Origin of the sequence: Klebsiella sp. RC2 (assembly GCF_014192815.1) — a bacterium.
GTDB lineage: Bacteria > Pseudomonadota > Gammaproteobacteria > Enterobacterales > Enterobacteriaceae > Klebsiella > Klebsiella variicola.
Map to the genome: position 1 here is coordinate 461,577 of NZ_JACHYL010000004.1, position 19,454 is coordinate 481,030.

Genomic DNA, 19,454 nt, shown 5'->3' on the forward strand with positions numbered 1-19,454 from the left:
CCATGACACGCTTTCTTCTCTGCAGTTTCGCCCTGGTTCTGCTCTATCCCTCCGGCATCGATATGTATCTGGTCGGCCTGCCGCGTATTGCTCAGGACCTGGGGGCCAGCGAGGCGCAATTACATATCGCCTTTTCAGTCTATCTGGCCGGTATGGCCTCCGCGATGCTGTTTGCTGGTCGCATCGCCGACCGGTCAGGACGTAAGCCTGTCGCCATTGTGGGCGCGGTGATCTTTGTTGTCGCCTCCCTGTTCTGCGCCCAGGCGCACGCCAGCAGCCACTTCCTCGCCGGACGCTTTATCCAGGGGATCGGCGCCGGCAGCTGCTACGTGGTGGCTTTCGCTATCCTGCGCGATACGCTGGACGCTCGCCGCCGCGCCAAGGTGCTGTCGTTGCTCAACGGCATTACCTGCATTATCCCCGTCCTGGCGCCGGTGCTTGGCCACCTGATTATGCTGAAATATCCGTGGCAGAGCCTGTTCTACACCATGACCGGCATGGGCGTCATGGTCGGTTTGCTGTCGGTCTTTATCCTGCACGAGACGCGCCCGGCGGCACACCCGCAGACGGCGACACCGCAGCATGGCGGCAGTGAGTCGCTGCTGAACCGCTTTTTTCTCAGCCGCATTCTCATTACCACCCTCAGCGTGACGGCGATCCTGACCTACGTGAACGTCTCTCCGGTTCTGATGATGGAAGAGATGGGGTTCGATCGGGGAACTTACTCAATGGCGATGGCCCTGATGGCGATGATCAGCATGGCGGTCTCCTTCTCGACGCCGTTCGCCCTGTCGCTGTTTACCCCCCGCACCTTAATGCTGACTTCGCAGGTACTGTTCCTGGCGGCAGGCCTGGCGCTGAGCCTCGCCACCCGCCAGACCCTCACCCTGATTGGGTTGGGCATGATTTGCGCCGGCTTCTCCGTTGGATTCGGCGTCGCAATGAGCCAGGCGCTGGGGCCGTTCACGCTGCGCGCGGGCGTCGCCAGTTCGGTCCTCGGCATCGCGCAGGTGTGCGGTTCATCGCTGTGGATTTGGCTCGCCGCCATCATCGGACTCAGCGCAATGAATATGCTGATCGGGATACTCATTGCCTGTAGCATAGTGAGCCTTGTTTTATTACTGGTCGTCACCCCGCCGCGGGTTGCGCAATACGATGAAGAAGCCGCTGTCGAGTCTTGATCTTAATTTACTCCTCTGCCTGCAGCTCCTGACCCAGGAGCTCAGCGTTACCCGTACGGCGAAGCGGATGAACGTTTCGCCGTCAGCGGTGAGCAAGTCGCTGGCCAAACTGCGCGCCTGGTTTGACGACCCGCTGTTTGTGAAAACCCCGCTGGGTCTGGCGCCTACGCCGCTGGTCAGCAGCATGGAGCAGGATCTGGCGGACTGGATGCAGATGGGCAACCAGATCCTCGATAAACCACACCACACCATGCCCAGCGGCCTCAAATTCGAGCTGGCGGCGGAAACGCCGCTGCTGATGATCCTGTTTAATACCCTCTCCCAGCGCATCTATCAGCGCTATCCGCAGGCATTGATTCGTTTGCGCAACTGGGACTACGACTCGCTGGACGCCATCATTCGCGGCGAGGTGGATATCGGCTTCTGCGGGCGTGAAAGCCATCCACAGTCGCGGGAGCTGCTGAGCCTGCTGCCGTGGTATATCGATTTTGAGGTACTGTTCACCGACCTGCCGCAGGTCTGGCTGCGCGCCGATCATCCAGCGCTCAGGGAAGAGTGGGATCTGGCGGCATTCTTACGCTATCCGCATATCACTATCTGCTGGGAACAACGCGATACCTGGGCGCTGGACGATGTGCTGCAGGAGCTGGGGTATAAGCGTAACGTGGCGCTGACCGTGCCAGGGTTTGAACAATCGCTTTTTATGGCCGCTCAACCGCAACACACCATGCTGGCTACCGCGCCGCGCTACTGCCAGCACTATAATCAGCAGCACCAGCTGCCGCTAGTCTCCCGGCCGCTACCGCTGGAGGCGCAGCATCTGGAAAAGCTGCGCGTTCCCTTCACCCTGCTATGGCATAAGCGCAACAGCTACAACCCGAAGCTCGTCTGGCTTAGAGATACGCTGAAAGCACTCTATTCCGGTACGCTGTAAGCCTTGTTTCGTGTCTATCGCCCCTTATTTGCGCAAGAATTTGTAAAATTCAAACAAATTCCCTTTTCAAGGGGGGATTTCGGCATTAAAACCTGTTAATACCAGGCGATAATAGCGCCCGCAATTTTATCCAGACCATTACTCACGGAGCGACGTATGGCAACGCATTTTGCAAGAGGGATACTTAGTACCGGGGAGCCGCTATCGACACGTTTGTCAGCGGCCTGTCATCAATCCGCACGCCTACTCCCTGAATACCGCCAGGCTCGCTTTCGCGCTTCGCGTTCGCTACTCGCCGAACTGCTGTTTATGCTTTACGGTATCAGCGAGCTGCCTGAAATCATCAATGAAGCCAATGGCCGACCGGTTTTTAGCGATCGTCATCTTCCTCGCTTCTCTATCTCTTATACTGGCAATATTGTTGGCGTCGCGCTGACCACCGAGGGGGATTGTGGCCTCGACATGGAACTGCAGCGCACGGTGCGTGGTCACGACGCCGACCGGCACAATTTCAGTAACAATGAAAATCTGTGGATTAACATTCAGCATGACCCGGATGAAGCGCGTAGCCAGCTGGTGGCCCTGCGGCGAAGCGTGTTGAAACTGACCGGCGAAGCATCAACGCAGCTGCTGCCGGGTTCTGGCCGCCTGCGCACCGCCGGTAGCCAGCCGATCGAAGCCGTCTGTGATGCCGAATCGCTGCTGGTGTGGTCGATTGCCGCCAGCCCAAATATCGGCTCGCTGAAGGTCTGGGAATATGATGCTAAGGGGGGCGAATGGCGCAGCCTGCCGGATGCTCAGCAGCGCGCACGCGAACCGTCGGCCCGTCTGATGCGTTTTACCAGCTTACCGATGGAAAAAACCTTATCCCTCAATTGACCGGTTTTGCCGGCATCATGATACAAAGGAGCAATCATGTCAGATACCTTAAAAGTGGTTACGTTACTCGGCAGCCTGCGCAAAGGGTCGTTTAATGGAATGGTCGCGCGCGCCCTGCCCGGCATCGCGCCAGCGGGCATGGATATCTCCGCGCTGCCGTCGATCGGTGATATCCCGCTGTACGATGCTGATATGCAGGAGGAAGAGGGGTTCCCACAGCGCGTGCAGGATATTGCGCAACAGATCCGCGAAGCGGATGGCGTGGTGATCGTCACTCCCGAGTATAACTATTCCGTGCCTGGCGGCCTGAAAAACGCCATCGACTGGCTGTCACGCCTGCCCGAGCAGCCGCTGTCCGGCAAACCGGTACTGATTCAGACCAGCTCAATGGGCGCCATCGGCGGTGCGCGCTGCCAGTATCATTTGCGCCAGATTCTGGTCTTCCTTGATGCGATGGTAATGAATAAACCGGAATTTATGGGCGGCGTCATCCAGAACAAAGTGGATCTGCAGTCGGGTGAAGTAGTCGATCAGAGCACCCTCGACCATCTGCGTGGCCAGCTGACCGCCTTTGGCGACTATATTCGGCGGGTTAAAGCATAAAAAAAGCCCGGCAGCGATGCCGGGCTTTTTCATCATGCGTGCGGATTAATGTGCATCGATAAAGACAATTTTCAGCACGAACAGCAGCGAGACGATAATCACGCACGGGCTGAGCTCGCGCAGACGGCCGGTACCGATCTTCATCACGCAGTAAGAGATAAAGCCTAAGGCGATACCTTCGGTGATTGAGAAGCTAAACGGCATCATCACCGCGGTGATAAACGCCGGTACCGCTTCCGTCAGGTCATCCCACTTCACGCGCGCCAGGCTTGAGGTCATCAGTACGCCAACGTAAATCAGCGCGCCGGCGGCGGCATAGGCCGGAACCATCCCTGCCAACGGTGACAGGAAGATAACCAGCAGGAACAGGATCCCAACGACAACGGCGGTCAGGCCGGTGCGTCCGCCCACGGAAACGCCGGAGGAGGATTCGATATAGGCGGTCACCGAAGAGGTACCAATAAAGGAACCGGCAACGGACGAGACGCTGTCGACAAACAGCGCTTGCTTCATGCGCGGGAATTTACCCTGTGCATCAGCCAGACCCGCTTTATCGGTGACGCCAATCAGCGTCCCGGAGGAGTCAAACAGGTTGACCAGCATAAACGAGAAGATCACGCCGGCCAGGCCCAGGTTCAGGGAGCCAGCCAGATCGACATGACCAATCACCGACGTCACGCTCGGCGGCGCGGAGACGATGCCGGTGTAGTGCACATCGCCCAGCATCCAGCCCAGCAGGGTGGTGACCACAATAGACACCAGGACCGCGGCATGAATGTTACGTGATGCCAGAATCGCGATGATAAAGAAGCCCAGTATGCCCAGCAGCACACTGTGGGAAGTCAGATGACCAATGCTGACCAGCGTTTCCGGATTAGCGACGATAACCCCGGCATTTTTCAGACCCATCATGCCGATAAACAGGCCGATACCGCTGGTGATACCGACGCGCAGGCTCACCGGAATATTGGCGATCATCCAGTAGCGTACACGGAAAATCGTCAGCAGCAGCAGACCGACGGCGCCCCAGAAAATCGCGCCCATGCCTACCTGCCACGGCAGGCCCATCGCCTGCACCACCACAAAGGCGAAGAAGGCGTTCAGACCCATCGCCGGCGCAAGAGCCACCGGCAGGTTCGCGAACAGGCCCATCAGGATACTGCCGAACGCAGCAATCAGACAGGTAGTCACAAACACGGCGCTGGTATCCATGCCCGCTACGCCAAGAATTTGTGGGTTAACAAAAACGATATACACCATCGTCAGGAACGTGGTGAAACCGGCGATCGCTTCCGTACGCACTGTGGTGCCGTGCTCGCGCAGCTTAAATACGCGCTCCAGCAGACCCTGGCCAGAAGACTGGCTGGTTTGTTGTTGACTCATTATCGGTTTCCGAACGTAAAGGAGGGAAAATTCGAGGCTATCCTATACCAAAACAGGGCACCCGGCGCAGTTGTATGGTAATTTTTTTCATTTATTTTGCTTATACGGCAACGATTGCGTCGCGGCATTGGGCATGACGAAAACGTTAAACTTGTTAATACGGAAAGACTATGACTCAACCAGAAGCAGTATTTTTTGACTGTGACGGCACACTGGTCGACAGTGAGGTGATTTGCTCCCGCGCCTACGTTCACATGTTCCAGGAATTCGGCATTACGCTGGACCTTGCCGAGATTTTTAAGCGCTTCAAAGGGGTGAAGCTGTACGAAATTATCGACACCATCAACGCTGAGCATGGCGTTAACCTGCAAAAAGCGACGCTGGAGCCAATTTACCGTGCGGAGGTCGCTCGCCTGTTTGATAGCGAACTGGAGGTGATTGCCGGAGCCCAGGCGCTGCTGGATGCGGTAAGCGTCCCGATGTGCGTGGTCTCCAATGGTCCGGTCAGTAAAATGCAGCACTCTCTTGGCCGCACCGGCCTGCTGCACCATTTCGCTGACCGCTTGTACAGCGGCTATGATATTCAGCGCTGGAAGCCTGACCCGGCGCTGATGTTTCATGCGGCAGAGGCCATGCAGGTAAAAGCCGAAAACTGTATCCTGGTGGATGACTCCAGCGCCGGTGCTCAGTCGGGGATTGCCGCCGGCATGGAGGTGTTTTATTTCTGCGCCGATCCGCATAACCAGCCGATCGATCATCCCAAAGTGACGACCTTTACCGATCTGGCAGAGCTGCCGGCATTGTGGCAAGCGCGCGGCTGGGATATCACGCGTTAAGGGCCTGGTGAGCGGCACGTTGGCATCGATGTAGCCCCGCTAAGCGTCTGTGCAAGCGGGGAATAGAATCAGCGACTGGTTATGGCTGCAATTCAGTGACTGCCGCTTTATCGGCAATAATCACCAGTGAAGGGTGTAATTTGAGCACCGACGCCGGCACCTGCTCGCTGACCGGGCCTTCAACCACCTGCTTAAGGGCTTGCGCCTTCGCCGCGCCGCTCACGATCAACAGCAGATTTTTTGCCGCCATCACGCTTCTCGGCCCCATGGTGACATAGCTATCGGGCACGACGGAAAAATCCCCGCCCATCTCGCCGTTAGCGACAATACCAATCATTTCCCCATGAATCGGCACTTCGACCGTCTGATCATGAAAGCGGGTGGTATTCGGCAGGTTGCCGCAAAAATGGCCGTCAGCCCCCAGCCCCAGCACCATCAGATCAAGGCCGCCAGCCTCTTCCAGCTGGCGATCGTGCTGAGCGGCGTTGTCCAGCGTCAGCTTGTGAATGTTCTCTTCTTTGATCTGCGCCGGGGTAAAAAACAGCTGGCGCAGATTAGATATCGTGACGCCTTCTCGCGACTGGCCGCGAAAGGGGATCTCATCGAAGTTGTAATAGTGCACCCGATCATAGAATGCTTTGCCTTTCACGGCGGCGGTTAGATGCTCATACATCCGCTTTGGCGTGCTGCCGGCCGTCACGGCGAGATTCACCCGCCGCGGCGCCGTGATATAGCCCAGAACATGATGGCTGGCGACCAGGCTCATCTCTTCATAATCTTCGGTCACAATCATTTTCATCTTGTCGTCCTTCACAAGCACAAAACGGGGGCTGAAGGCCCCCTAACGGTTATTTAAACAGTTTCTGCACAAACTCGGCGTAGGCCGGGCGCCAGACGTCCATTTCATGGTTCAGGCCAGGATACGAGTGATAGTCGAAGTTGATCTTCTGTTTTTCCAGCTCGCGTTTCAGACCCGCGATATCGTTGCCGGTAACGGAATCTTTTTCCCCGACGACCACGGTAAAGTTGCGCAGCTGCTTATTGATCGCGTCAGGCTGCTTCAGCTGCGCTTCCACGCCGGCATTCGGCACTGTCGTGGTCGTAACGCCGCTAAAGGTGGCGAGCCAGCCAAAGCTATCCAGATGGTTCATTCCGGAAACCAGAGCCTGATAACCGCCCTGTGACAGGCCAGCCAGCGCCCGGCCGTCGGCATCTTTACGCACGTTAAACCGGGTATCGATCAGCGGAATGATATCCTGCATCAACTCGTTATCCGCCGCCTGCGCATTGAGCGGATAGAAGTTTTTGCGCCGCTCCTGCGGCGGAAAGTTTTCCGCTATCGCTTCCGGGGTATCGGTTTCGGTATCCGGGACCACCACCAGCATCGGCTTGATTTTGCCCTCCGCCAGCAGGTTATCCATGATCTGCGGGATACGCCCCTGATCGATGGCCGACAGACCGCTGTCGCCAAAGCCATGATAGAAATAGAGCACCGGCAGCGGATCGCCGGTTCCGCTATAGCCCGGCGGCGTCCAGACATAGAGACGACGTTCGGCGTTCAGTGCCTTCGAGTGATAGGTGAGGGTGCGCAGATCGCCATGCGCGACCGCCCGATCGTCGAGAATACTACCAGGTACCAGAATCAAACTGGTATTCACCTGGCGCTGCGGCTTCTGATAGCGGCTGCCGGTATCCACCGAGCGGAAGCCATCCACATCGAAATAGTATTCATAGAGATTGGGTTTCATCGGCTCACTTTTCCATGTCCACACCCCCTGAGCCTCTTTGGTCATGTCGTGTGAGACAAAGGAGTCCGGCGTGGCGCCGGTCACTACCGACACCCGCCGGGCATCAGGAGCAAACAGGCGATAAGTGATACTCTTATCCGCGTTAACCTGGGTAATAAAGTGGCTCACCGGCAGGGTGGGATCCGGCATCGCGGGTAATGGCGCCGCCTGGAGGGTAAATGCCGCACCCGCCAGCGCCAGTGCGAAATACATTGCATGTCGTTTCATCGTTAGTCCTCTTCCGTTGTGTCCGTTCTGTTATCGTCTTACCACCAGATTTCCGCCTGCGCCCCCACGGCAAACTGATCGTTTTTACCGTCTTCAAAAATGCTGGTGGTATTATTCGCTGCCTTATCCAGGTCGATATCCTTCGCTTTAATATAGGTGGCATAGAAGCGAATTTCCGGGCGCGAGGTCAGCATACTGGTATTGACTTTGAAGGTATGGAACAGCGTGGTCTTGTAGCCGGACTCGTTATATTTCTTGCCGGTAACATCTTTGTTTTGCTGTTTGAAGTATCCCAGCTCAACGCCGGTCTGGTTATATTTATCCCAGATATAAGCCGGTCGCAGGACCGTGCGAATGGATTCAAAATCGGAGTGGGCCCCGGTTTCGTAGCTATAGACATCGTTACCAAAGGAGTAGACGATGGCATTCGCCATAATAACGTCATCGCGTAAATAGGTTTCCCCCTGCGAGGTTAAGCGCACGGCGGTGCCATTGGTATGATCGCCATAATAGCGGCCGTTAAAGGTGGTATAGGGGCTGGATCCGGCATAGCGCGAGAAGCTGCTGGCAATAGAATTATTCGCCAGTAAGAAAGAGAATTCATTAAAGCCGCCGTTTGCCCATTTCTGTGTTAACGAAGTGCCTGCCATCCAGGTATCTTTCCACGGATAATAACCTTCATTGCCCTCTTTATATTTCTCTGAGGAACTTTGATTCGCGGCGACATAGCGTCCGCTGACCATCAGGCTGGCTTTATCCCACAGCTGAATCTCTTTGTAGCGAACGTCCAGAGTATTGGTGTTAATTTGCTGCTTATTGCTCAAAGAACGATCGTAATCATCGACATCTTCGCGGACCAATGCGATATCGAATTTCCCGGCGCCCACCTGCCAGTTTTCCAGCCCCACGCCGGCCGCCGCATCGGTTCTCTGCGTTTTCCAGTCCAGCATCTGGATTTCGATTTTTGGCGCCCCGTGTTTGCCGACCCAGAAATCGGCTTCCGGGGCAAACGGCAGGAACCCTTTGGTGTTAACGTACATATCCGAGAACTGGATGTAGTTTTCGCCGCCGGCATTGTCACCAAACCAGCCTGAGGAGTACTGCTGGCCGACGTTCCCGTCGAGCATCACGATGGCATCAACGCGTTTATCACCTTCCTGAAACACCCGCTGCTTCAGCTGCAGATCGAACCAGCCGGAATATTCATTGCCCAGGCGGCCAAGCGAACCGATCGCCCACGATTTTGGCGAGCCGTGCGAGGCGGTGCCCCAGCCGGAACGGAAGTAGCCGTTATAGCTGAAGCCAATTTCATCTTTCACGAACGTGCTAAAATCTTTCAGCGTCATCGCGCTGTAGGCTGGCGCGCCATCCGTGGCAGGTTGTTGATTTTTAACCAGCACCGCATCCGGTTTAACCGCCGTTTTCGGACCGGCGGCCGCCACCCCGGTCTTGCGCTTCTGACCTTCCGCAGGCGGAGACCATGAGGCCCAAATCTGGTCTCTTTTTCTCTCCTGGTCCTGATATTTTTTGAGCTCTTTTTGCGTGTCTTTGAGCGCTTTCTCCAGCAGCTCAAGTCGTTGCTCCACCGTCAACGGGCTTGCTATCAGAGTGGTGGAATAACAAAGAGGCGCCAGCAAGACTATCGCCGAAGCGATCCTGTTTTTTCTCATCATAATATTCCTTTATATAAGCATTGGCGTAAATAAAACACGACAGCAACAACCATCCCGCGCAGGTTCTAATAGCCCTATCCATACCGTTTGAGGTCGCGGCGGCTGTTATTTTTGCAGTTAGACAAAAGCAAAAAAAAACCTGAAGAAGACCATCTGCCTTAACAGATAATCCTCTTCAGGTTTTGCCCGCACATCGCGGTAGCAACCCTCATTCAGCCATTATTGGCCCACATAAAACAAAAAAACCTGATACCGCCGCCGTAGGGGCAATATCAGGTTTTGCCTGCTGTCGCAGTCACAATCCGTTTAAACCACCCTGAGCGTTTAAGCTCAGGAGTGGGCGTTGATTGTTACGCGATAAAATGAATAACTCAAACGGGCAGATTGTTAATTGTGACGATAATCTCAGCAATCTCGCTGCCACGAGATAAATCATATCTAATTCTGATAAAGCCATTTACCAGAATTAGACAGAATGATTATTACTCTTTCGGATCTTTGCCGGCGAGCAGTTTATCCAGCTCATCGCCGCCAACGTGACGGAAATCCTGACCTTTGACGAAGTAGAAAATATATTCGCAGATATTCTGGCAGCGGTCGCCAATACGCTCGATGGAGCGCGCGCAGAACAGCGCGGTCAGGACGCTGGGGATAGTGCGCGAGTCTTCCATCATGTAGGTCATCAGCTGGCGTACGATGCCTTCATACTCCTGGTCGACTTTTTTATCTTCGCGATAGATACGTACCGCTTCGTCGAGATCCATACGCGCAAACGCATCCAGTACGTCATGCAGCATCTGCACCGTGTGACGGCCCAGCGATTCGAGGCTCACCAGCAGCGGCTGGTGCTGCTGGGAAAACTTCTCCAGCGCGGTGCGGCAGATTTTATCCGCCACGTCGCCGATGCGTTCCAGCTCAGCGATAGTCTTGATGATCGCCATCACCAGGCGCAGGTCGCTGGCGGTCGGCTGGCGCTTGGCGATGATGCGCACGCAGGCCTCGTCGATCGCCACTTCCATCATGTTGACCTGCTTGTCGCCATCGATGACGCGTTTCGCCAGATCGCTGTCCTGGTTATGCATGGCGGTGATCGCATCAGAAAGCTGTTGCTCCACCAGCCCACCCATGGTCATCACCTGGGTGCGGATATACTCCAGTTCAGCGTTGAACTGGCCGGAAATATGTTTGTTAAGATTTAGGTTGTCCATGGTGTCTCCTGATTGCCCAACTGGTGAGAGCCTGAAAGCACAAGGGCAAATCAACCGTAGCGGCCAGTAATATAATCTTCAGTTTGTTTCTTCGCGGGCTTGGTAAACAAGTCGTCCGTGTTGCTGAATTCAATCAGCTCGCCAAGATACATAAATGCCGTATGGTCGGAGCAACGCGCAGCCTGCTGCATGTTGTGAGTCACGATAACGACGGTGTAGTCCTGTTTCAGCTCGGTGATCAGCTCTTCGATACGCCCGGTGGAGATCGGGTCCAGCGCGGAGCACGGCTCATCAAGCAGCAGGACTTCCGGACGGATCGCGATACCGCGGGCAATACACAGACGCTGCTGCTGACCCCCGGAGAGAGAATACCCGCTCTGGTGCAGTTTATCTTTGGTTTCGTTCCATAATGCGGCTTTGGTCAGCGCCCACTGCACGCGCTCGTCCATATCGGCACGGGACAGCTTTTCAAACAGGCGCACGCCGAAGGCGATATTGTCATAAATGGACATCGGGAACGGCGTTGGTTTCTGGAACACCATGCCAACCTTAGCGCGCAGCAGGGCGATATCCTGGGTGTTGGTCAGAATGTTGTCGCCATCCAGCAGGATCTCGCCTTCCGCACGCTGCTCCGGATACAGTTCGAACATTTTGTTGAACGTGCGCAGCAGGGTGGATTTACCACAGCCTGACGGACCGATAAACGCCGTCACCTGGTTTTTGGTGATATCCAGGTTGATGTTCTTCAGGGCATGGAATTTGCCGTAGTAGAAGTTCAGGTTACGAACTGAAATCTTACCCGGAGCTGTATTCACCATACTCATCTCTATCTCTTCCTCATTCAGCGCAGCAGTCGCTGCGCCGCAAAAAATTAACCGTGTTTCTTCTTGGCGAAGATAACGCGCGCCAGGATGTTCAGCAGCAAGACGCACAGGGTGATAATCAATACCCCGGCCCATGCCAGTTGCTGCCACTCCGCAAACGGACTCATGGCAAATTTGAAAATGGTCACCGGCAGGTTAGCAATCGGCTGCATCATGTCGGTGCTCCAGAACTGGTTGGACAGCGCAGTGAACAGCAGCGGCGCCGTTTCCCCGGCGATACGGGCGATAGCCAGCAGGATCCCGGTCATAATCCCTGAGACGGACGCTTTCAGGGTGATCGCCGAGATCATCTTCCACTTCGGCGTCCCCAGCGCATAGGCCGCTTCACGCAGGCTATCCGGCACCAGCTTCAGCATGTTTTCGGTGGTACGAATAACGATAGGCACCTGCAGCAGCGCCAGTGCGATAACGCCCGCCCAGCCCGAGAAGTGCTGCATCTGCGCCACCACGATGGTGTAGACAAACAGGCCGACCACGATAGACGGCGCGGAAAGCAGAATATCGTTGATAAAACGGATGATTTCCGCCAGCACCGATTTGCGGCCATACTCCGCCAGATAAATTCCGGCAAGGATACCCAGCGGCGTACCAAAGACGGTTGCCCACAGGATCAGCAGGCCGCTGCCGGCGAGGGCGTTAGCCAGGCCACCGCCCGCCGTATTCGGCGGCGGCGTCATTTCGGTGAAGAGCGCCAGACTCATGCCATCGAAACCGCGGGTTATCGTCGCCATCAGGATCCAGATAAGCCAGAACAAACCAAACGCCATGGTCGCCATCGACAGCGCCAGAGCGATACGGTTCTTCATACGACGTTTGGCCTGCATCTTGCGACGGGACTCCGCCAGCTCGGTAGAGGTTTGCAATTCAATGGTCGCCATTAGCGTGCCCCCTCATTCTTCGCGAGGCGCATAATCATGAACTTAGACGCGGCCAGAACGATAAAGGTGATAACGAACAGGATCAGGCCCAGCTCCATCAGCGCCGCCACGTGCAGGCCGGTTTCCGCTTCGGCGAACTCATTAGCCAGCGCGGAGGTAATACTATTCCCTGGCATATACAACGAGATGCTGTCGAGCTGGTAGGTGTTGCCGATAATAAAAGTGACCGCCATGGTTTCACCCAGCGCGCGGCCCAGACCGAGCATCACCCCGCCGATCACCCCATTCTTGGTGAACGGTAAGACAATGCGCCAGATCACCTCCCAGGTGGTGCAGCCGATGCCATAGGCCGACTCTTTCATCATCACCGGCGTCTGTTCGAAAACATCACGCATGACCGCGGCGATATAAGGGATGATCATGATGGCCAGAATGACGCCAGCGGCGAGAATACCGATACCAAACGCCGGGCCGGCAAACAGCGCGCCGACGAACGGGATGGTCGACAGGACGTTACCGACCGGCTCCTGGAAGTAAGTCGCAAACAGCGGGGCGAAAATAAACAGGCCCCACATGCCGTACACGATACTCGGGATTGCCGCCAGCAGCTCAATCGCAATGCCCAGCGGACGCTTGAGCCAGGCGGGGGACAGTTCGGTCAGAAACAGCGCGATGCCAAAGCTCACTGGGACGGCGATCAGCAGCGCGATAAAGGAGGTCACCAGGGTTCCGTAAATCGGTACCAGCGCGCCGAAGATTTCGTTGGGCGCATCCCACTCTTTGGTCCACAAAAAAGCAAAGCCAAACTTTTGAATGCTCGGCCAGGAAGAGATGATCAGGGAAACGATGATGCCGCCCAGCATCAATAGCACAATCAGCGCAGCCAGTTTTACCAGCGCACTGAAAATCATGTCACCCTTTTTCCCCGGAGGGGTAAATGCAGGCTTGGTTGCAGCCATAGATTACTCTTTACGTATTAAAACTTGTTCGAATAAATGCCCGGTGGCGTTCGCTTCCGGGCCTACAGTCTGAACCGTAGGGCGGGCAGCGCCTGAACGCCCCCGCCATCTTCGTCAAAAATCTACTGTTAGTACAGCGCTTTACCGCTGCTGTCTTTGACGTTGGTTTTCCATGCCGCGCGGACCTGCTCTACCACGCTTTCCGGCAGCGTCGCGTAATCCAGCGCATTCGCTTCTTTCCCGCCGTTTTTATACGCCCAGTCGAAGAACTTCAGCACTTCAGCGGTCTGTTCCGGCTTGTTGGTCGCCTTATGCACCAGGATGAAGGTGGTTGAGGTGATCGGCCATGCATTTTCGCCTTTCTGGTTGGTCAGGTCCTGAGCGAAAGACTTGCTCCAGTCAACGCCTTTTGCGGCGTTAGCGAAGTTGTCTTCAGTCGGGCTAACCGGCTTGCCGTCGGCAGAGACCAGCTTGGTATACGCGAGGTTGTTTTGCTTGGCGTAAGCGTATTCAACGTAACCAATCGAGCCCGGCAGACGCTGAACAAAGGCGGCGATACCGTCGTTGCCTTTACCGCCCAGGCCGGTTGGCCAGTTAACGGTAGAGCCGGCGCCGATTTTCGATTTCCACTCTTCATTCACTTTGGACAGGTAGCTGGTGAAGACGAAGGAGGTACCGGAACCATCGGCGCGGCGGACCACGGCGATGTTCTGCGACGGCAGCTTCAGGCCCGGGTTGAGTTTAGCGATCGCTGCGTCATCCCATTTTTTAATTTTACCCAGGTAGATATCACCGAGGGTTTTGCCATCCAGCACCAGTTCGCCGGATTTCACGCCAGGCAGGTTAACCGCCAGTACCACGCCGCCAATCACGGTCGGGAACTGGAACAGACCTTCCTGGGTCAGTTTGTCATCAGCCAGCGGAGCATCAGAAGCACCGAAATCAACGGTGTTGGCAATAATCTGCTTAACGCCACCAGAGGAACCAATACCCTGGTAGTTCACTTTATTGCCGGTTTCTTTCTGATAGGTGTCAGCCCATTTGGCATACACCGGCGCAGGGAAAGTTGCGCCTGCGCCAGTCAGGCTTGCTGCTGCGAAGGCAGAGAAAGCGCTCATCGATAAGGTCGCGGCGACAACTGTTGCGACGGTGGTACGCATAACGTTCATAATGTCTCCTGCTGGGATTCGTAAATCATTGTTTCGAGGCTATGGTGAGCAAAATAGGTCAAAGAGGTGACAGTAAAATGTACGAATTATGACAGTTTTATGACAGGCCGAAAGAAGGGATTTTACAGCAAATAATAAATATATAACTCAGATAGTTATCTGTAATCATGACCGTGCAATGACAGAATAATTTTCTTTTTATGACAGCGAAATCGGACCGCAAAACGTTCGTTTGTCACCTACCGCCAGCCAAAATATTTCGCGCAAGTTCGGTAATAAACAGCAGGTGAAAATAAAAAGGGCCGCCGCCGGCAGCCCTTTGCAAGTAATGATGGTTTTACTCAACCGTTACCGATTTCGCCAGGTTACGCGGCTGGTCAACGTCAGTGCCTTTGATCAGCGCGACGTGATAAGCCAACAGCTGCAGCGGTACCGTATAGAAGATAGGGGCGATCGTCTCTTCGACATGCGGCATCTCGATGATGTGCATGTTGTCGCTACCGTTGAAGCCGGCTTCACCGTCGGCGAAGACATACAGCTCACCGCCGCGGGCACGAACCTCTTCGATGTTGGATTTCAGTTTTTCCAGCAGCTCGTTATTCGGCGCCACCACAATCACCGGCATTTCCGCATCAATCAGCGCCAGCGGGCCGTGCTTAAGCTCGCCCGCCGCATAGGCTTCCGCGTGAATGTAGGAGATCTCTTTCAGCTTCAGCGCCCCTTCCATGGCGATCGGGTACTGATCGCCGCGGCCAAGGAACAGCGCATGGTGCTTATCAGAGAAACGCTCCGCCAGCTGCTCAATACGCTTGTCCTGGGAGAGCATCTGCTCGATACGGTTCGGCAGGGCCTGAAGGCCGTGCACGATATCATGCTCGATAGACGCATCCTGACCTTTCAGTCGCGCCAGCTTCGCCACCAGCATCAACAGCACGGTTAGCTGAGTGGTAAAGGCTTTGGTCGAGGCCACGCCGATTTCCGTTCCGGCTTTGGTCATCAGCGCCAGATCGGACTCACGCACCAGTGACGAGCCCGGTACGTTGCAGATAGCCAGCGAGCCGAGATAGCCCAGCTCTTTCGACAGACGCAGCGCCGCCAGGGTATCGGCGGTTTCACCCGACTGGGAGAGGGTGATCATCAGGCTATTGCGACGCACCGCGGACTTGCGATAGCGGAATTCCGAGGCGATTTCTACATCGCATGGGACGCCGGCTAATGCTTCGAACCAGTAACGGGAGACCATCCCGGAGTTATAGGAAGTCCCGCAGGCAACAATCTGAATATGTTCAACCTGAGCCAGCATTTCATTGGCGTTCGGCCCCAGCTCGCTGAGATCCACTTCGCCATGGCTGATGCGCCCGGTCAGGGTGTTCTTAATCGCGTTCGGCTGCTCGAAAATCTCTTTCTGCATATAGTGGCGGTAGATACCTTTATCGCCAGCGTCATACTGCAGATTGGATTCGATCTCCTGGCGTTTCACTTCCGCGCCAGATTTATCGAAAATCACCACCGAGCGGCGAGTGACTTCGGCAATATCGCCCTCTTCGAGGAAGATAAAGCGGCGGGTCACTGGCAGCAATGCCAGCTGGTCGGAAGCGATAAAGTTTTCGCCCATTCCCAGGCCAATCACCAGCGGGCTACCGGAGCGGGCCGCCAGCAGGGTTCCCGGGTCACGGGTATCCATGATCACCGTACCGTAGGCGCCGCGCAGCTGCGGAATAGCGCGCAGCACGGCTTCACGCAAGGTACCACCTTGTTCCAGCTCCCAGTGCACCAGATGGGCGATAACTTCGGTATCGGTCTCGGTGACGAAGACATAACCACGAGACTGCAGCAGGGCACGCAGCGGCTCATGGTTCTCAATGATCCCGTTATGGACCACCACAATGTGTTCAGAAACATGCGGATGCGCATTGCTCTCGGACGGTTCGCCGTGCGTCGCCCAGCGAGTATGGGCGATCCCGGTACCACCATGTAACGGCTGCTCTTCTACCGCCTGAGCCAGCATCTGAACTTTACCCAGGCGACGCACGCGGGTCATATGACCTTCGCTGTCGACCACCGCCAGACCGGCAGAGTCATACCCACGGTATTCCAGACGACGTAAACCTTCGAGAAGGATTTCAGCAATATCACGCTGCGCGACTGCGCCAACAATTCCACACATAGTTAAATTTCCTGATAATGGCGATATGCCATGCGTTGTCGCTGACCTGTATTTGCCCGTTTTCCGGGCGCCCCGAGCCTTGTAGAGAGTGGGGTTATTGTTATGGTACTGCCTGCGGACGGGGGTCTATATTGACCCTCTCATCCTGGTTCGCCGGGCATATTTCCCCGGCGATAATCCAAATTATTTCTTCTTCACCGGACGCTGCCAGCCCTGCTTGTGGACCTGCGGTACGCGGCTCAACACCAGTTCGTTATCGGCGATATTGCGCGTGACGGTGGTCCCGGCGGCGATAGTGACGCCGTTGCCTACCGTGACGGGCGCCACCAGCTGGGTATCCGAGCCGACAAAGACATCATCGCCAATAATCGTTTTGTGTTTATTCGCGCCATCGTAGTTGCAGGTGATGGTGCCGGCGCCGATATTGACGTTATCACCGATCTCCGCATCGCCCAGATAGGTCAGATGACCTGCCTTGGAGCCTTTCCCGAGACGCGCTTTTTTCATTTCCACGAAGTTGCCAACGTGGGCGCCTTCCAGCAGTTCGGCACCCGGGCGCAGACGGGCAAATGGGCCGATGGTGCAGGCAGCCTGCAGCTGGGCATCTTCCACCACGCTATAGGGGCTGATTTCGCAGTCATCGCCGATGGTGCTGTTTTTAATCACGCAGCCGGCGCCGATTTTCACACGATCGCCCAGCACTACATTGCCTTCCAGAATAACGTTAGTATCGATCTCCACATCGCGCCCGTGCTGCAGCGTACCGCGCAGATCGAAACGCGCCGGATCGCGCAGCATCACGCCCGCCAGCAGTAATTTTTCTGCCTGCTCAGCCTGGTAGACGCGCTCCAGGCGCGCAAGCTGCAGGCGATTGTTGACGCCTTCGACTTCGCTCAGGCGCTGCGGATGCACCGCGACGATCTCGCGCCCTTCCTGATACGCCATGGCGATGATATCGGTGATGTAGTATTCGCCCTGAGCGTTGTTATTGGTGAGCTTCGCCAGCCAGCGCTTGAGGTCTGCTCCGCCGGCGATCAGGATCCCGGTGTTGATTTCCTGGATCTGGCGCTGGGCCTCGCTGGCATCTTTGTGCTCAACGATGCCCGTCACCTGGTCATTTTCACGGGTAATGCGGCCGTAGCCCGTTGGGTCATCCAGCTTCACCGTCAGCAGACCAATGCCACCCAGTGGTTTCGCGGCGCGCAGGCGCTGTAGCGTCTCAACCGAGATCAGCGGCACGTCGCCATAGAGCATCAGAATGTCTTCATCATCATTGAAGAAGGGTGCCGCCTGCTGCATAGCGTGTCCGGTTCCGAGCTGCTCAGCCTGCAGCACCCAGTTCAGGTTGTCTTCATGGAGGGTCTGACGCAGCAGATCGCCACCGTGACCGTACACCAGATGCACCGCACATGCGCCTAAATCGTTAGCGGCATCAATGACATGCTGCACCATTGGCTTCCCGGCCAGGGTATGCAGCACCTTAGGAAGATCGGAATACATGCGGGTCCCTTTGCCTGCGGCAAGGATAACCACGCTCATCGCACTATTTGACATACTCATCCTGACGGTAGTTAGAACGGAAAGTAAAAGCCTTTCACGTTGAAATTTCTACATATTTTTCATCATAAAACGAGACGTGGAGAAAACGCCCAGGCCCGCGGTTATACACCATTTTATGACGCTATTTTTAACCACTGCAAATCAGTTTAACGCTGAAAAAGGGGGGTGGGGAGGGTAATCATTGACTATCTCACTGCTTTTGCTGTTTTTTCGCCACCTGAATAAAGCGGCAGAGCGCGGCCCTATTGGCGGAGATCAACAGGAGATGAGCCGACTGAGTGTAAATCAGCCGCAGGCAGGGAAGAGCTGAAGTGATTGGTGGCATCAATAAAATACAAAAGGCCACCGTCAGGTGACCTTCATTTACCGGTTGCACATCGCCAGTGTTGTCGTTTTGATGGGCGATACGTCGTGCAAGCCGGGGAATAGCGCGTGGCTTAGAAGCTCAGTACGCTGAATTTGGCGATGATTTTATGGAACAGTTTCATGATGATTTCCTGACGCAGGTGCAGTTTGATAACGCTCTTTTATGTGACATACATCACAAAAATAGAGTCTACGCCTCATCATTTAACTAATCAATAACAATTAAGGGTGGATCCTGTTTTCACTTTATCCGCTCGCCAGCTGCTGGCCATAAAAAAAGCCAGCCTGGAAACCAGACTGGCCTTTTACGTTCAAGCCGGTGTTACATCGCTTTTTTGGTCAACTCGATAACGCGCAGTTTAGCGATCGCTTTGGCCAGTTCCGCAGACGCCTGAGCGTAATCCACATCGCCATGGGAGCTCTTAATGTGCTCTTCGGCTTTGCGTTTCGCTTCCAGCGCTCGCGCTTCGTCGAGGTCCTGACCGCGAATTGCGGTATCCGCCAGAACGGTCACGCTGCCAGGCTGCACTTCAAGAATGCCGCCAGACAGATAGATAAACTCTTCATGACCGTGCTGTTTAACGATGCGAATCATACCAGGCTTAATGGCGGTGAGCAGCGGCGCGTGTCCCGGGTAAATACCCAGTTCACCTTCGCTACCCGTTACCTGGATTTTTTCGACCAGACCAGAGAACATTTGTAACTCTGCGCTGACGACGTCCAGGTGGTAAGTCATTGCCATATCACCCTCCGATTAAG

General features: G+C 55.4%; 17 protein-coding genes. 5 read left to right on the forward strand and 12 right to left on the reverse strand.

The genetic code is table 11. The features are described from left to right. The first annotated feature begins 2 nt into the window (after nt 1-2). The 4 genes from FHW76_RS15820 (at nt 3) to FHW76_RS15835 (ending at nt 3,597) form a co-directional block, all read left to right on the forward strand. Nucleotides 3-1,181 (forward strand): MFS transporter, encoded by a 1,179-nt coding sequence (locus FHW76_RS15820; protein ID WP_183476820.1) that lies wholly within the window; start codon nt 3-5, stop codon nt 1,179-1,181. Further along, nucleotides 1,156-2,115 (forward strand): HTH-type transcriptional regulator YidZ, encoded by a 960-nt coding sequence (gene yidZ / locus FHW76_RS15825; protein WP_004151541.1) that lies wholly within the window; start codon nt 1,156-1,158, stop codon nt 2,113-2,115. Before FHW76_RS15820 ends, yidZ begins: the two co-directional genes overlap by 26 nt. 309 nt (nt 2,116-2,424) lie before the next feature. After that, nucleotides 2,425-2,994 (forward strand): 4'-phosphopantetheinyl transferase superfamily protein, encoded by a 570-nt coding sequence (locus tag FHW76_RS15830; RefSeq protein WP_162493349.1) that lies wholly within the window; start codon nt 2,425-2,427, stop codon nt 2,992-2,994. 36 nt (nt 2,995-3,030) lie between these two features. Further along, nucleotides 3,031-3,597 carry an NADPH-dependent FMN reductase gene (locus FHW76_RS15835; protein ID WP_131010872.1) on the forward strand — a complete coding sequence of 189 codons (567 nt, stop codon included), beginning with the start codon at nt 3,031-3,033 and terminating at the stop codon, nt 3,595-3,597. Nucleotides 3,598-3,642: 45 nt separating this feature from the next. Here the strand turns inward: FHW76_RS15835 and FHW76_RS15840 are convergent, their stop codons facing one another. Then, nucleotides 3,643-4,980 carry an NCS2 family permease gene (locus FHW76_RS15840; protein WP_008806735.1) on the reverse strand — a complete coding sequence of 446 codons (1,338 nt, stop codon included), beginning with the start codon at nt 4,978-4,980 and terminating at the stop codon, nt 3,643-3,645. A gap of 170 nt (nt 4,981-5,150) precedes the next feature. Here FHW76_RS15840 and yieH point away from each other — a divergent pair, with 170 nt between their 5' ends. Next, a complete protein-coding gene (yieH, locus tag FHW76_RS15845; protein ID WP_008806734.1) occupies nt 5,151-5,816 on the forward strand; it encodes a 6-phosphogluconate phosphatase in 666 nt (221 codons plus the stop codon). Nucleotides 5,817-5,895: 79 nt separating this feature from the next. Here the strand turns inward: yieH and FHW76_RS15850 are convergent, their stop codons facing one another. The 11 genes from FHW76_RS15850 to FHW76_RS15900 all read right to left on the reverse strand — a co-directional run bounded on the left by FHW76_RS15850 (nt 5,896) and on the right by FHW76_RS15900 (nt 19,437). Next, entirely contained in the window at nt 5,896-6,615 is a 720-nt protein-coding gene (locus tag FHW76_RS15850; RefSeq protein WP_008806733.1) for a glucosamine-6-phosphate deaminase, read from the reverse strand. Between the two features lie 49 nt (nt 6,616-6,664). Next, complete coding sequence (locus FHW76_RS15855) at nt 6,665-7,831, reverse strand: alpha/beta hydrolase-fold protein (protein ID WP_012969244.1); 1,167 nt, start codon at nt 7,829-7,831, stop codon at nt 6,665-6,667. 38 nt (nt 7,832-7,869) lie between these two features. Beyond that, nucleotides 7,870-9,504 (reverse strand): carbohydrate porin, encoded by a 1,635-nt coding sequence (locus tag FHW76_RS15860; RefSeq protein ID WP_183476822.1) that lies wholly within the window; start codon nt 9,502-9,504, stop codon nt 7,870-7,872. Nucleotides 9,505-9,986: 482 nt separating this feature from the next. Next, a complete protein-coding gene (phoU, locus tag FHW76_RS15865) occupies nt 9,987-10,712 on the reverse strand; it encodes a phosphate signaling complex protein PhoU (protein ID WP_004145007.1) in 726 nt (241 codons plus the stop codon). A gap of 50 nt (nt 10,713-10,762) precedes the next feature. Next, nucleotides 10,763-11,536: a phosphate ABC transporter ATP-binding protein PstB gene (gene pstB, locus FHW76_RS15870; RefSeq protein ID WP_004145006.1), complete on the reverse strand. Its 774-nt coding sequence runs from the start codon at nt 11,534-11,536 to the stop codon at nt 10,763-10,765. A 47-nt stretch (nt 11,537-11,583) separates the two neighbouring features. Beyond that, nucleotides 11,584-12,474: a phosphate ABC transporter permease PstA gene (pstA, locus tag FHW76_RS15875; RefSeq protein ID WP_008806730.1), complete on the reverse strand. Its 891-nt coding sequence runs from the start codon at nt 12,472-12,474 to the stop codon at nt 11,584-11,586. Further along, entirely contained in the window at nt 12,474-13,433 is a 960-nt protein-coding gene (pstC, locus tag FHW76_RS15880; protein ID WP_004145004.1) for a phosphate ABC transporter permease PstC, read from the reverse strand. Before pstC ends, pstA begins: the two co-directional genes overlap by 1 nt. Nucleotides 13,434-13,561: 128 nt before the next feature. Beyond that, on the reverse strand, nt 13,562-14,602 hold the full coding sequence (gene pstS, locus FHW76_RS15885; RefSeq protein ID WP_012543307.1) for a phosphate ABC transporter substrate-binding protein PstS: 1,041 nt from the start codon (nt 14,600-14,602) through the stop codon (nt 13,562-13,564). Between the two features lie 337 nt (nt 14,603-14,939). Next, a complete protein-coding gene (gene glmS, locus FHW76_RS15890) occupies nt 14,940-16,769 on the reverse strand; it encodes a glutamine--fructose-6-phosphate transaminase (isomerizing) (protein ID WP_008806727.1) in 1,830 nt (609 codons plus the stop codon). 183 nt (nt 16,770-16,952) lie between these two features. Continuing rightward, nucleotides 16,953-18,323, reverse strand: a complete 1,371-nt coding sequence (gene glmU, locus FHW76_RS15895) for a bifunctional UDP-N-acetylglucosamine diphosphorylase/glucosamine-1-phosphate N-acetyltransferase GlmU (RefSeq protein ID WP_016162025.1) — start codon at nt 18,321-18,323, stop codon at nt 16,953-16,955. A gap of 694 nt (nt 18,324-19,017) precedes the next feature. Beyond that, nucleotides 19,018-19,437: a F0F1 ATP synthase subunit epsilon gene (locus FHW76_RS15900; protein ID WP_008806724.1), complete on the reverse strand. Its 420-nt coding sequence runs from the start codon at nt 19,435-19,437 to the stop codon at nt 19,018-19,020. Nucleotides 19,438-19,454: the final 17 nt, after the last annotated feature.